The sequence below is a fragment of the Clostridium sp. YIM B02555 genome (genome assembly GCF_022320955.1).
Lineage (GTDB): Bacteria > Bacillota > Clostridia > Clostridiales > Clostridiaceae > Clostridium > Clostridium saccharoperbutylacetonicum.
Genome location: NZ_JAKJJY010000026.1, coordinates 21,003 through 34,377, shown reverse-complemented (window position 1 = coordinate 34,377; position 13,375 = coordinate 21,003). Strand labels below are relative to the sequence as shown.

At 30.7% G+C, this 13,375-nt stretch carries 13 protein-coding genes; 4 read left to right on the top strand and 9 right to left on the bottom strand.

Going from position 1 to position 13,375, the window contains the following annotated elements:
- Positions 1-64 precede the first annotated feature (64 nt).
- The 4 genes from L3B98_RS24910 to L3B98_RS24895 all read right to left on the bottom strand — a co-directional run bounded on the left by L3B98_RS24910 (position 65) and on the right by L3B98_RS24895 (position 6,222).
- A complete protein-coding gene (locus L3B98_RS24910) occupies positions 65-1,666 on the bottom strand; it encodes a hypothetical protein (RefSeq protein ID WP_238918649.1) in 1,602 nt (533 codons plus the stop codon).
- A 75-nt stretch (positions 1,667-1,741) separates the two neighbouring features.
- Positions 1,742-2,299 carry an rRNA adenine N-6-methyltransferase family protein gene (locus tag L3B98_RS24905; RefSeq protein ID WP_238918648.1) on the bottom strand — a complete coding sequence of 186 codons (558 nt, stop codon included), beginning with the start codon at positions 2,297-2,299 and terminating at the stop codon, positions 1,742-1,744.
- 768 nt (positions 2,300-3,067) lie between these two features.
- A complete protein-coding gene (locus L3B98_RS24900) occupies positions 3,068-4,267 on the bottom strand; it encodes a macrolide family glycosyltransferase (RefSeq protein ID WP_238918647.1) in 1,200 nt (399 codons plus the stop codon).
- Between the two features lie 815 nt (positions 4,268-5,082).
- Entirely contained in the window at positions 5,083-6,222 is a 1,140-nt protein-coding gene (locus tag L3B98_RS24895) for a nucleotide disphospho-sugar-binding domain-containing protein (protein WP_238918646.1), read from the bottom strand.
- 237 nt (positions 6,223-6,459) lie between these two features.
- Here L3B98_RS24895 and L3B98_RS24890 point away from each other — a divergent pair, with 237 nt between their 5' ends.
- A complete protein-coding gene (locus L3B98_RS24890; protein WP_015392118.1) occupies positions 6,460-6,690 on the top strand; it encodes a hypothetical protein in 231 nt (76 codons plus the stop codon).
- Positions 6,691-7,068: 378 nt separating this feature from the next.
- Here L3B98_RS24890 and L3B98_RS24885 read toward each other — a convergent pair whose 3' ends face one another.
- Positions 7,069-7,680 (bottom strand): TetR/AcrR family transcriptional regulator, encoded by a 612-nt coding sequence (locus L3B98_RS24885; protein ID WP_238918645.1) that lies wholly within the window; start codon positions 7,678-7,680, stop codon positions 7,069-7,071.
- Positions 7,681-7,809: 129 nt separating this feature from the next.
- Here L3B98_RS24885 and L3B98_RS24880 point away from each other — a divergent pair, with 129 nt between their 5' ends.
- The gene (locus tag L3B98_RS24880) at positions 7,810-9,015 is read left to right on the top strand and encodes an alpha/beta fold hydrolase (protein ID WP_238918644.1); all 1,206 of its coding nucleotides are present in this window, start codon (positions 7,810-7,812) and stop codon (positions 9,013-9,015) included.
- Between the two features lie 44 nt (positions 9,016-9,059).
- Positions 9,060-9,611 carry a flavodoxin family protein gene (locus L3B98_RS24875; RefSeq protein WP_238918643.1) on the top strand — a complete coding sequence of 184 codons (552 nt, stop codon included), beginning with the start codon at positions 9,060-9,062 and terminating at the stop codon, positions 9,609-9,611.
- 300 nt (positions 9,612-9,911) lie between these two features.
- Here L3B98_RS24875 and L3B98_RS24870 read toward each other — a convergent pair whose 3' ends face one another.
- Complete coding sequence (locus L3B98_RS24870; protein WP_077361914.1) at positions 9,912-10,481, bottom strand: TetR/AcrR family transcriptional regulator; 570 nt, start codon at positions 10,479-10,481, stop codon at positions 9,912-9,914.
- Between the two features lie 258 nt (positions 10,482-10,739).
- Between L3B98_RS24870 and L3B98_RS24865 the strand changes: the two genes are divergently transcribed.
- On the top strand, positions 10,740-11,714 hold the full coding sequence (locus tag L3B98_RS24865; protein WP_238918642.1) for an NADP-dependent oxidoreductase: 975 nt from the start codon (positions 10,740-10,742) through the stop codon (positions 11,712-11,714).
- Positions 11,715-12,117: 403 nt separating this feature from the next.
- Here the strand turns inward: L3B98_RS24865 and L3B98_RS24860 are convergent, their stop codons facing one another.
- The 3 genes from L3B98_RS24860 to L3B98_RS29180 all read right to left on the bottom strand — a co-directional run bounded on the left by L3B98_RS24860 (position 12,118) and on the right by L3B98_RS29180 (position 13,373).
- A complete protein-coding gene (locus L3B98_RS24860) occupies positions 12,118-12,615 on the bottom strand; it encodes a 2'-5' RNA ligase (RefSeq protein ID WP_238918641.1) in 498 nt (165 codons plus the stop codon).
- 224 nt (positions 12,616-12,839) lie between these two features.
- Entirely contained in the window at positions 12,840-13,232 is a 393-nt protein-coding gene (locus L3B98_RS24855; protein ID WP_238918640.1) for a DUF2809 domain-containing protein, read from the bottom strand.
- A gap of 42 nt (positions 13,233-13,274) precedes the next feature.
- Positions 13,275-13,373 (bottom strand): DUF6688 family protein, encoded by a 99-nt coding sequence (locus L3B98_RS29180; protein ID WP_343073709.1) that lies wholly within the window; start codon positions 13,371-13,373, stop codon positions 13,275-13,277.
- Positions 13,374-13,375: the final 2 nt, after the last annotated feature.

Below are 13,375 nucleotides of genomic sequence, written 5' to 3'. Positions count from 1 at the left end.
TTCCTGCTACTTATTATAGCATAAAGCCCCTTATAAAATTATTAACTATCCCCATGAGCAAATCCTATCTAATGTAAAATGTAATCTTATATTTAGGAATTTGTAACATATCAAAGCCAACTATAGTTAACTTACCGTTTTTTTGCAAGAGCTGATTGGCTGCATCTATTGAAATATCAGAATTATAAATTGGAACTTCTTGAATATTTATATTTAAAAATTGTTGCTTAATACTTTCTTTTGATTCCCAGTTTCCTATATTTTGTGATGTTGTGTTAATCCATTTTGTTACTCTTGGTAATAAATCTACAACATCTAAAACTGTTGTTTCTTTAGGATAAATAATTCCTGCAACATTCTCTTCATAGTTGTTAGAATTTAATTCCCCCTTGTATAAACGAATTGAATTAATATCTTTCCCATTTATAAGTGAAGGAAAATCACTTTCCCTCAGAGTAGTAGAAGTCTGTTTTATTCCTAAATCTATTAGCGCATCATTAGAGTTTCCCCACAATAAACTTTGTTTATCTCGTGATAACATTCCCGTAGAATTAAATAAACTTAGAGCTGTTCCCGTACCATCTAAAGTTGCATCTTGTGATTTAGAATAAAGGCTAAAGCCTCCTTGATCTTTTACATAGAAATTTTGAAATCTATTTATTATAAGCTCAACCATAAATTTCTTTGCGTTGCTTTTATTTTTAACTGAAGCATCTTTCCATAAATAATTTGTAAGTAACTTTATTCCTTGCCCCCTTGTCAATGACCAATCATGAATTTCACTTAAATCTGCATCAGCTGGCATAGGCTCAGAAATCTTTTGAAGTATAGTTGAGAATAGTTGGTCTTTATATTTTAGTGGAAATTCTGGATTAATATTTTTACCATTCTTGTCCATAAACAATTTAATAATATGAAAGGTTGGACCTAAATCTCCTTGATTAAGCAATTCTCCATTACTCCTTAATTTCGATCCCCAAAAGCCTGTTTTACTATCTTGATTTTCATAAAGCCATTTTAATAGCGCTTGTTTCCACTCTGAAGAAAAAGTATATAAATTATTACGTTCTAAATCTTGATAGGAGCATAATTCTGCTATTTCTATATAAGGTGTTTTAGGTAATTTAGAGCCTATTATTCCTATTGTAGATAAATCATCTAAAAAACTTGTTAACTTTTCACTTGTGTTAATTTTATCTAAAAACTTTATTGGATATTTAAGTTGCAGAGGTCGTCCAGTTTCATTTGCCAAATTTTCAATGTGTTCCACCATATTTAAAGTGGGACCTATATACGTAAAAAGCGGATAAGAATCATCCATAAATGCGCCAGTCCTTGGATTTTGAAGATTTAAATAAAATTCTAGTTCTTCCTCTTTATTTTGAAATTTAGGTATTTTAATTAACCCACTTTTAGACTTTAGTTGGTTATTAATTTCATTTAATCTGGTAAATGCAGTATAATATTGTCCCTTATCAACATAATAGGCGCAACCTAGCATTTTAAATTCAAATTCACCCATATAATAACCTTCCGATTGAAGCTCTGCATTTAACTTAAACATTTCTGATATTCCTGAAATTAACTTAACACTTCTGTATATAGAAATACCTAGCATAATAAAAAAAATTAATAGCATCGTAATTATTAAGTATCTTTTTCTCATACTTATCTTCCCTCCGTATATAATAAAAAGTTGGTATAAAACTATAGAACCGCTACCTTAAATCAATTTTTGATGCTATGCTCGGCAACTTAACACATACGCAGGTGGTAAATTTAATCTTATTTTTGTAATTTTAATACTTTTAAAGTAGCTTTTAAATAATCTATTCTTTACTAATGAATATTGAAAAGTTATAAACTCCCCATCAGATTTTAATATATCTCTTGTATTGTTTAATATTATATCTGAAATGTTTTTATGCAACGATGTAAATGGAAGCCCTGAAACAATATAGTCTACTTGCTCAATGCCTAATTTATTTATATACTTATTTATGTTTTCAGCTCCATCATTTATTATCCAAACTTTTTTCTTGTTTTTATACTTATTTAAAAGAATGTTATAAAATTCACGATTGTTCTCAAAAACAATTAGTAATGTATCCTCTTTCTTCCTTGCTATTAATTTTTCTGTAAATACACCTGTGCCAGCTCCATATTCCACTATACATTCGGAATTTTCAAAGTTTACACTATTAACCATTTTTTCTGCAAGTTTTTGTGAACTTGGTGCTACAGCACCTATACTCCTTGGTGATTTAATATATTCTATTAAAAATTTCATCCATTTCATGCAACTAATCCTCCTCATTTCTTATCTTTTATTAATTTTCTTGATTTTTGATTGCAAAATTAATTTATAAATAAAGTATAAAAAATGACTACTAAGATTTTACTAAGAAAATTATTAAGAATTCTTAATTTTATACTAAGTTTTATATTTATTCACAATATATTTAATGTTGCTATTTCAAGATGGATTATGCTTTGCATAAGTGTATAATAGAGGACTATGATATGACAAATATAAATAGTCCCATTGAGCGCCGTTCCGCTGCAAAAATAGTTCATGAAACGCTATTAACGGAACTCAGAAAAAAAAGATGAAGGCCAATGGTCGGCGGCAGAAAAGCTTAGAGACTTATACACATGCCACACTTGCGTTATACATATAGCACAGATATATGTTAAAGGCATAATGCTTGAGCGTGAGAATAACTTGTTCGATGTACAGGGAAGCCGAAGCTGCGGCAATTGTTGTAAGAATGCTTGATACGGAGCAACGTATTCCTCAAACTGATGGCAAAGTCTTTATAAGTGAAAGTCTGTCCCCCGATGAAGCATTGGAGCTGATGTTAAAGATAGCAACGCAATTCTTATTGATGTGATGACCAATGAGGAATATAAGATAGGACATATATAGGAATATTTGTATATCACTAAATGATATATTTATACATGATTTTAACCCGGATTGCAGTTTAACTTTCTTACTTGGTCAGAAAGTTATAACTGTATATAAAAAATAAAGGGTACAGGATTACTCCTATACCCGTATATATCATAATTCTTTTTTTCTTTTTAACTTAAAAATTTCTTCAACTGCCTTTTTATAACCACCAGCTCTTTTAAAAGAACTGCTTATCTTTTTTATATTTTCAAGATAACTCGGTTCAGTTAGAACCTTCTCAACAGAATTTCTTAAAATTTCTGGAGTAAGATTATCCTTATCAAGAGAAATAGTTGCCCCTAACTCTTCGGCTCTTTTTGCCATATATGGTTGATCTGCACCAATAGGTATTGCTACAAAAGGTATATTATTATACAATAAGTCACTCGTACTATTCATTCCTGCATGAGTTATTGCTACATTTGTATACTTTAAAACCTCTGATTGAGGAACATAATTTCTTACAATAAAGTTATGAGGTATATCAAATTGAGATAAGTCCACATTGTATGCTGCCATAACAACAATATTATCAGTATTAGCAAATGTTTTAAAAAAGATATCATAGAGATTACTATCCGTATTATTAAACACTGTACCCAGTGAAATATAAACAACTCTCTTTCCTTCTAATTTTTCAAAAGGAAAATCCAAGTTTTCTTTTCTATCATATATTGGTGGACCAATAAATTTAAAACTCTCATCATAATATTCTGGATGTGCAACAAAATATTTAGAAGTATATGCAATATTTATATCACCCTTGTTAAAAAATAATTCAAAAATGTTATGAGGCATTTCAACATTATAAAATTCTTTTAATTGTTTTGAAACATTTTTGTAAGTATCTATAGCTGGATGACTCCTTATTAACTTTTCATCTGCCAATTCTTTGTGTTGATACATCAATTCTTTAGGGGTAGCAAACACTGCAAAAGAAGAAACAGAAGGTATTCTTAGTATTTGAGCAATGGCATTTCCAAAAGGAAACATAGCTGTATAGATAATATAATCAAATTTTCTATCCTTAATTTGATCTAGAATGTCTTTTATAATTTTATCGTTTAATTTAAGTATTTCATTTATATAATCAAGAATTTTATCTATCCCCATATTGCCAGACGTATTATGTTTTTTTGCTTCTACCCTATAACTTTTAAATTCAGCACCTGTTTTTTCAATTTTTTCTCTAAAATCCTCTGAGCAAAAATAAGTAATCTCCTCTCCTTGTTTTATTAATTCATTTACTAATCCTAATGTAGGATTAACATGACCATGAGCAGAAATACTTAAAAAAAGAACTTTTGACATAACTCAACTTCACTTCCATTTATCAATTTGTATACATTTTACCACTATGGCATTTTATGTCAATTACAGAATACGTATACACTTAAAATTAATATATAAACCTATAACTACTGTGAAAAATACAAAATTATTATTATAATACCATTTATTAAAAAAATAAAGGTAGACCAAGCAATTCTACTCAATCTACCTCTAATCTGTGTTTTCTAAATTTTAACGAGTTGTTTTATCATTAATATATTATCATAATATTTCAAAAAAATCCATATTGTTTTATATTTTTATATATTTTTACAAGTACAGAATCAATTAACCTATCCATTATATTCAATAATACATTTCATCACAAGAACCCTTGTTCGGTATTTTCTTTTATTCTATAACGAAGAACACCAAACTTCAATAAGATGTGATACTTATGTTTTTAGTATTATACATAATTAATAAACTCTCTTAATATAATTAAAAGTAACCTCTTGCGTTTAATTTTTTGTTCCATTCTTATTAATTCTAAACTCTTATATTTAGCTTCCTATTCAGGGGACTTTTTTATCTATTTTTAGAGCTACGTATAAAAATCTCATAAATTCACTCTGCGTAACGCAATACTTCTAAAATATTAATGTTTATATTAACTATATATAATTTGAATAATTTTGCTCAATTATCATAAAAAACTTTTAAGTTTTTGCCCCTTTAATGGGGCTTTTTTTATTTGGTTTTAAAATTGTGCAAGAAAAATACCGTAAAATTCCTTGAATAATACGGTATTAAAAATAATTTATTATATAGTCCAATATCAATAAATTTTTAAACTATACTAACTTCTCAATAGCTTGAATTGCTTTTGTAACTCCTCCAAGACTCAACAACCTCTCTCCTGCTTTCTTGGAATTACTTGCATACGTTGAGTTTTCATTAAATTCCTCAACTAGTCCTTTTATTATTTTATAATCAAAATTATTTACTTCTAACATCTTTCCTGCATTTAGCTTAACGACCGAAGATGCATTATACTTTCTTTCAAATACTTTGCCTGGACATATTATTTGCGGAACCCCATATATTAAACCTGTCATAATGCTATTTTGACCACCATGATTTATATAAACTATTGCTTCTGGCATTAGCTTATTAAAGTCAAATCTTTTATTAACATTTATATTATTTTTCTTGTACGGTTCTACTTGCTCTGTCGCAATATAAACTTGATATTTAGAATTTTGAAAAGCCTTAGTTAATTCTTCTATTAACTTCATCGGATATATAGTACCATTTCCCATATATGCTATTATTTTATTTTTTTCTTCTTTAATAGTTATGGCATTTGGTGAAGAAAGAGGTCCAACGAAAACTATATTTTCTCCATCTATTGGTTCTATTTCATAAGAACTTGGAACAATCTTTAAATCAGCCCAATCAAAAATCTCTAAAACAGATTCTACTTTACTCAAGTTATTTTCTTCTAAATATTTGTTTACTCCTCCACTATACTCAGGATTGCAGGCATAACTTTTTCGAACCGTAAAGCTAAACCCTGTAGCAACTTTTATATGTTCTAACTTAGCAGCAACAATAGCTGATATTCTAAATTCTGAATAGATAACATCTGGCTTAAATTCTTGTATTGCTGTTCTAATGTAATACACATCTTTTGCAAAAAAGTCCTCATTAATTGCTCCTATGAAATTTAAAACTTCTTCAAAGCTATTCATCGTTTTTTCTTCCGATTTTTTTAATATATTTTTATTATCTAATTTAGGAATTCCTAGTATAGAAGGAATCGGAGCATAATAATTTTTTACGTTTTCTATACTATGATAATTAGGATCTTCTGCTGCACATAATGCAACTTCATGACCTCTCTTAATAAATTTATCTGCTAATAATACTGTTCTTGAAAAAGGGCCTTTTGTTTCAACCATTGCTGACATTGGTGCAATTAAAACTCTCATTCTATTCACTCCTTTGCATATTTTAAGGAATCAAATTAACCATACATCAATTATACCACTTTATGGTAAAAAATGTATTGTTTAATTTTCAAAGAACACTAAATTACCACGCACTTTCAATAACTTATGAAATCTTATTCCACTGATCCCAATCAGCAATCTTATTACTTAATTTTCGTTCCTCTTTTTTCTTTTTTTATCAACATATGGTAAAATATAATTGAAGGGGGTGTTATTATGGAAAACAATGTGTATATTTCTCTAAAATCAGGCAGACAAATCGAAATAAACGATTTTCAGTATGTTACATATCCAAGTTCTACTGATAAGAAAGATATAACGACTGTAAAAACATTCGAAAATTTCTATCTGTACAATAAACACTTTACCTTTATTGGTAAAAATACAACTGTATCTTTAAATTCAAATGAGATAGAATTTATTAGGTTTTCTGGATCATTTACATAGCGCTTTTATTTACTTACATACTGCTCTTGAACTTGTATTTCAGGGGCAGTTTCTATTTAATATTGTTTTCCTTCAACAAGTCTTTCTATATTTCTATTGAAGTTATGAAACAGAACCTATTTAAATTTAATCGCTCGCCACACATAGACTCTGTTCTTCGATGGCTCTCGTGCAATTTTATATGTAAAAGTCAAAAAATTAATGCTCATACCCTACTTCCTCCTTTATCCAATAAAAAATATTACCTTTATTGCGGTATCCAATTTATATATTTCACTAAAATTCACTTTTGTTCTCTCAATAGAACTACTTCAAATATAAAAAATTCTATACTCTCTAGTATTATAATTTTATAAACGCAGAATTTAAGTCGCAACATTAATTTTTATTCAACATTCCTACATAGCCATTCTTAAAATAAGATCTAAATAAATAAGACATTTTTTCTGAATCAGGAGTACATTTTGACTTTAACCACCAATCAATAGTACCTATTAAAGCATTAGCGGTAAATAAGAATGCCATTTCTTGTATCTCAGGGGGGCAGTCTTCGTTGCTTACAATGAAGGAGCTTCGTAAATTTTCACGTTCTCTTAACATTGAGATGATGTAGCTGCGCAGTCTAGATATAAACCATATGTTACATGAATCATCCAGCATTGCCAGATATAATCTACTGTTTTCAGCAAAGTGATCAAATAGTTTCACCCATGGATCAGATCTTTGTTCTTCATTAAGATACTTAAGGCTGGATTTTGGAATGCCTAAATCTTTCTTCATTTTTTCCATTGCGTCTTCAAAAATTTTTAGTACAACGTCGTATTTATCCTGATAATACCTATAAAAGGTAGAACGATTAATCATAGCTCGATTAGTGATATCACCAACCGTAATATTATCGAAATGTTTTTCAAAAATAAGATCAATAAGTGAATCTCTTATCTGTTGGTGTGTCCGTTTTGTTCGAATATCATGTTTATTCTGCAACATTTTCACTCCTTTGTTGTATATAAAACAAACTATAAGTATTGTTGGTTGAATACAAATCTGTATCTGATATATTTTAATTATAGCAACAACGTGTTGCATAAACAATAAATACTGTAAAGGAGAATTACTATGAATAATTTGATTTTTAAAGATGATCAATTCGCATCCAAGGTATTGGGACTTCTTGGAGACACTGCTTTCAAAGCTGCTGATATAGGAGAGGTGGTTTCAACAGCAGAAAAGATTAAAGAAGGAGACTATCAAAGCTGGTGTGAAGAATGGGCCAAAACAGCCAAGCGTTTGCAAAAAGTTGCAGAAGATAGCTATTCAGATGGCCACTTAATCAGTGCAAGAAAAGCTTATCTTAGAGCTTCTAATTATTATAGAATTGCAGAATTCTACCTTCATGAAAATCCAGAAGACCCAAAGATAGAGGAATTATACAATGCGAGCCTAGATTGCTTTTCCCATGTTATGAAACTTAATAAGCCTGTTATTGAAGAAGTGAAAATCCCCTATGAAAATACAACACTTACAGGACATTTTTATAAATTAGAGGATTCAGAGGAACCTAAACCAGTTTTAATTGCTATGACTGGCTTTGATGGAACAAAAGAAGCATTTTACGGAATGGCAATGGATGCACTTGAACACGGTATGCATTGTATTACTTTTGAGGGACCAGGACAAGGAGAGGCTGTACATAAACAGCAACTATTTTTCAGACATGACTACGAGAATGTTATAACTCCAGTGGTAGACTATCTGCTTACAAAAAAAGAAGTAGACCCAAAGAAGATTGTCTTATGGGGACAAAGTTTAGGCGGGTATCTTGCTCCTAGAGCTGCAGCTTTTGAATATCGACTTGCAGGCTGTGTAGCAAATGGAGGAGTATATGACTTTTTAGGAGGATTTACAAGTATCTTTAATATGCCAAGAGAAGAATTTTTAAATTTTGCACTTTCTAATTCAGAGGGATTTAATAAAACTGTTAAGGAAAAAATGGAATTAAACTCAAAAGCAAAATGGAGCTTTTCACATGGAATGTATGTATTTGGTGTAAATACCCCTGCTGAATTCATTCTAAAGGTTGGAGATTTTTATATGAAAGGATTAGCAGAAAAAATACAATGCCCTACCTTAATCGTTGATTCGGAAAATGACAAACTGCTTAGAGATCAAGCAAGGCAGTTGTATGAGGAGCTTACCTGCCACAAAGATTTTATTTTATTTACAGCTGAAGAAGGTGCTGAATTCCACTGCCAAGCTGGAGCTAAATTAATCGCAAATGAACGTATTTTCAGTTGGATTGAAAAGATTCTTAAGGGTATATAGATAGCATAGAATTTAAATTTTTATATTATAAGGAGAGATGCGAAATGTCAAAAGTAGTTATTTTTAAAGGTAGTCCAAGAAAAAATGGATATACAACAAAATTATTAGATCAAGTAGCAAAAGGAGCAAAATCCAAAGGCGCTGAGGTTATTGAATTTGATTTAAATAACCCTGGAATCCGTGGATGTCAAGGATGTTTTTATTGTCGTACTCATGATGGCTGTGCTGTTAATGATTATTTACAGCCAATGTATAAAGCTATTGCTGAGGCAGATGCTATTGTATTTGGTTCTCCAATATATATGTATCAAATTACAGGTCAGGCAAAAATTTGGTTAGACCGTACATTTCCAATGGTTGAAGAGCTTCCACATAAATTTATTCCTAGACATCCAGGTAAAAAGTTAATAACTATATTTGCTCAAGGAAGCTTAGATCCTAAAAAGGGTGCAGAAGCCATTAAATATGTCAATAATATTTTCAACGTGTTTGGTTGGAACTTGGAGGATTGCATTCATTACTGTGGAACTGACGAGGAAGTTTTTAATGAGTTATCTTTAAGAGCATTTAAAGATGGGGAAAACTTGGTTGTATAACCATATCATGATTTAATTATATTATAGTGATACCTGTTAAATAGGCAACTATAATTATAAAAAATAGGGTATAAAACATATCCCCGTACGTTTTATGTCCTATTTTTTATTTTGTTATAATTTACTTGCACTGTGTGTAAGTTCGATTAACTAAATCATAGATTTAGAATCTCACTTATATCATATCAATTTCCTTTTAGTTTACTTATTATCATTTATTTATGATATGGTTCATCGTATCATTAGTAAGTGCTATTTTTTATAATAACTTGTGAGGCTGCAAGGAAATCCTCAGCATGATTAATTAGAATCCGGTAAATGCGGGATTACCTGAAAACGTTCTAACAGTGACCACAACTGTTCTGCTATATCCTTAGCTGGAATAGGTATTGATTTAATAATCCACCACTCTAGTAGACCAACAATAGCTGAAGCCAGAAACTGTAACGTCACCTCCTTGTTAATATCTCGTTTTATGCTGCTGGCATCTATAACCTCACTAAGGTTGCCTAGAATCACATCCATCATGAGGTTTCTGAAAGTAGGGATTCCTTTGTTAACTAGCAAAGTGGTATATATGAAAGCATGTTCTTCCAAATACTCAAATGTGCGAATCATAAAAGATTTTGAAAGTAAAAGCGTAGTACCGTTGAGAGTCATGCAGCTTTCAAATAATTTTTTAAAATAAATATCAATACATTTATCCAGCAAATCAAATTTGTCAATGTAATGCAAGTAAACAGTTCCGCGGCTAACATCAGCTCGATCTGCTATTTCATTAATTGTAATATCTTCAAATTCTTTCTCTGCGAGCAGTTGGATAAATGCTCCAATAATTGCTTTTTGTGTTTTTAGTATTCGTCTATCCATAAGCCCCTCCTTAAAATATTATGTGAATTTTTTCAATAAAATTAACTATACGCATTTTGCTATATGAAATATTTATTAGTTAATGAACGATAAATGGAATTTTGTTAATTAATGAACAGTTGCAGTTATTTTAACAATTGAAGCTAACAAGTTACTTTGTTAATATCACATTATCAGACAATAGTTAATAAGTAAACAAATGTTTATAAATTATTAATTGGCTGAAACAAACTTTGAAAATACAAGGAGGAATTTATTATGAAAGCAATTGTTTTAAAAGAGTACGGAATTCCAGCGGTTTTACAGGAACAAGAAATAGATGTGCCAGTAATCACAGAAACACAGGTACTAGTAGAAATGTATGCTGCTTCAATCAATCCAGCAGATTCTGTATTACGTTCTGGGGCTGTTAAAGATATTTTACCTGTTCAGTTGCCTTATGTTCTCGGTGCCGATCTTGCCGGTGTTGTCATTGAGGTTGGAAGTAAAGTGACCCATTTGAAACCTGGCGATCGTGTTATGGGTATTCCTACTAACAACGGTGGAGCCTATGCAGATTATGTTGCAATGGAAGAAAACGCACTTGCAATAATCCAACCCGATATGTCTTTTAATGAAGCTGCTGCATTGCCAACGGTTGGTTTGACTGCCTGGCAGTCTTTGTTTAGGTACGGCAAACTACAACCAGGACAGCGTATTCTAATTCATGCAGGCGCTGGGGGTGTAGGACATATTGCTGTTCAGCTCGCTAAACAAGCAGGTGCATATGTGATTGCAACAGCCCGTGAATTTAACCATGAATTTGTGCGACAATTAGGTGCCGACGAGGTAATTGATTATACCACAACTGATTTTACAAAGGCTATAAGTAGTCCTGTAGATATTGTATTGGATATGGTTATGGATAGATCAGCTACAGTTCTAGATGCGAAGATAGGTGAAACTGGGCGAAAAAGTTACTCTGTTTTGAAGGATGGTGGCAAGCTCATTTCTTTGGTAGCCATGGAGATTAATGAACATCCACAAATTCGCGGAATTAAAGCTCAATTTGTTCATGCAGAGCCAAACCACGATGATTTAGTGTCTATTCTTCAAAACGTCCATGAGCAAAAATTGAAGGTTCATTTGAGCGGGATTTTCCCATTTACATCTCAAGGATTAGCGGAAGCATATCGTAGGTGCGAAACAAATCCTAAGATGGGTAAGGTAGTAATTCAGAGAAAGCAAGGTTAGGATTGTATAATATCTAGTAACCCTATACCTATATACAAAACATTGTGCTTCTGATGAATCACATCAGTGATATAGAGATAAATAAGCTGAACCGTTTTGGCACGAATGAAATTGGTGTATCCAATATAAAATTACCCCAAAATAGCAATAAGGACTTATTCCAAATCAAAGGAATAAGTCCTTATTTGCCTTTTATCATTTAAGTAATGCCTTTTTATATCTTCACTTTTTGAAAAAAACTCACTCATTTATGATATAGTTCACCGTATCAGTAGCAAGTGATAGCCTATTCTCTGTCTCACTTATATAACAAGTTCTTTTACCAAAAATGAGTAGCACCGCTTAGTTACTTATTATCATTCTACTTTTAACTGTTACACCATATAAGAAGATTGTGTAATACCTATAACAATTTTTCTTTTAAAATAAAGCGAGTTGGCCAAAATTCATATAAACTAATAGATTCTATTTTACCAGTAAAACTTTTAAAATTATTTGCTAAATAAGGTAATGCTTTTTGAATCGTTTCGTGGTCATCTATTAGCATTGTTGTATGTGCTGTCCAACCAAATCCGTCAGCATAATCGTTATTGAAGTATTGTTGCAAATTTAAAAGTTCATGATTAACTGAAGGTGCTATAAATAAAACATCAAGTCCAAACAATCCAATACTATTTAATTTAATATCAAAACTATGAAATTGTTTTGATACCATTTTCACTTTTTCTTTAACCAATTCTTCTTGTGATATATCAAAACTCCCAATCGTGATATGATTTGGTAAGTTAGGTGTTTGTTGTCCCACAAATCCATTATCTGATAACAATTTTTGAATTTCTTTTAATTTTAATTCTGTTTCTTTGTCATATTGTGCCATAACACATAAAAATTTATCTTTCATAATATCCTCTCCAACAAACTATCTTTTACAAACTGCAAACTGTGCTTCGCAATTATTTACCATTCTGCAACATATTTATATTATATATAAATAAAATAAAACTTACCATTTTTCATTTTTATATGGCAAGTTAGTTTTAACTATTCTACATCAAACTTTAGTAAATTCCTCATTTACTTATATTGCTTAAATCACACATCCTACAGGTATTACCCATAACCTAGTCAATATGTAATTCTTTTTAATAAGTTTTTATAATTCCAGCCTGATATCAATACAGTTCCAGCCAAATAACATAATATATCTTTCCAATCACATGTAGAACCAATGATGATTCCAAGCGTCGAATTCCTTCCAATTTCAAGAATGTCAATAAAATTAACAGCTTGTAAAAGCTCTACACACACTCCAAATAAGAACAATCCTAATGGAAGATATAATCTTGTAGTTTTGCTATCCTCCAGACAAAATATCCGTATAAATGCATATAGTAAAGGAATTATTAGTATATCTCCTCCATAATCACGGATAAAACCGTGATGCATGAATCTTCCAATAAGGATTTCAATTATCAGCAACACAGCAAACATAATTATATATTTTATATGCTTTTCCATTATTCCCACCACTCTTTCATATTTACTGTCAACCAATTTTTATTACTTATTTTTGGGCAGATACTGCACCGCAATCCGATTTTCTGGATTCACATCACAGAAATACAGTACTATCAAAAATAGCCATTCTAATGGTTTCATAA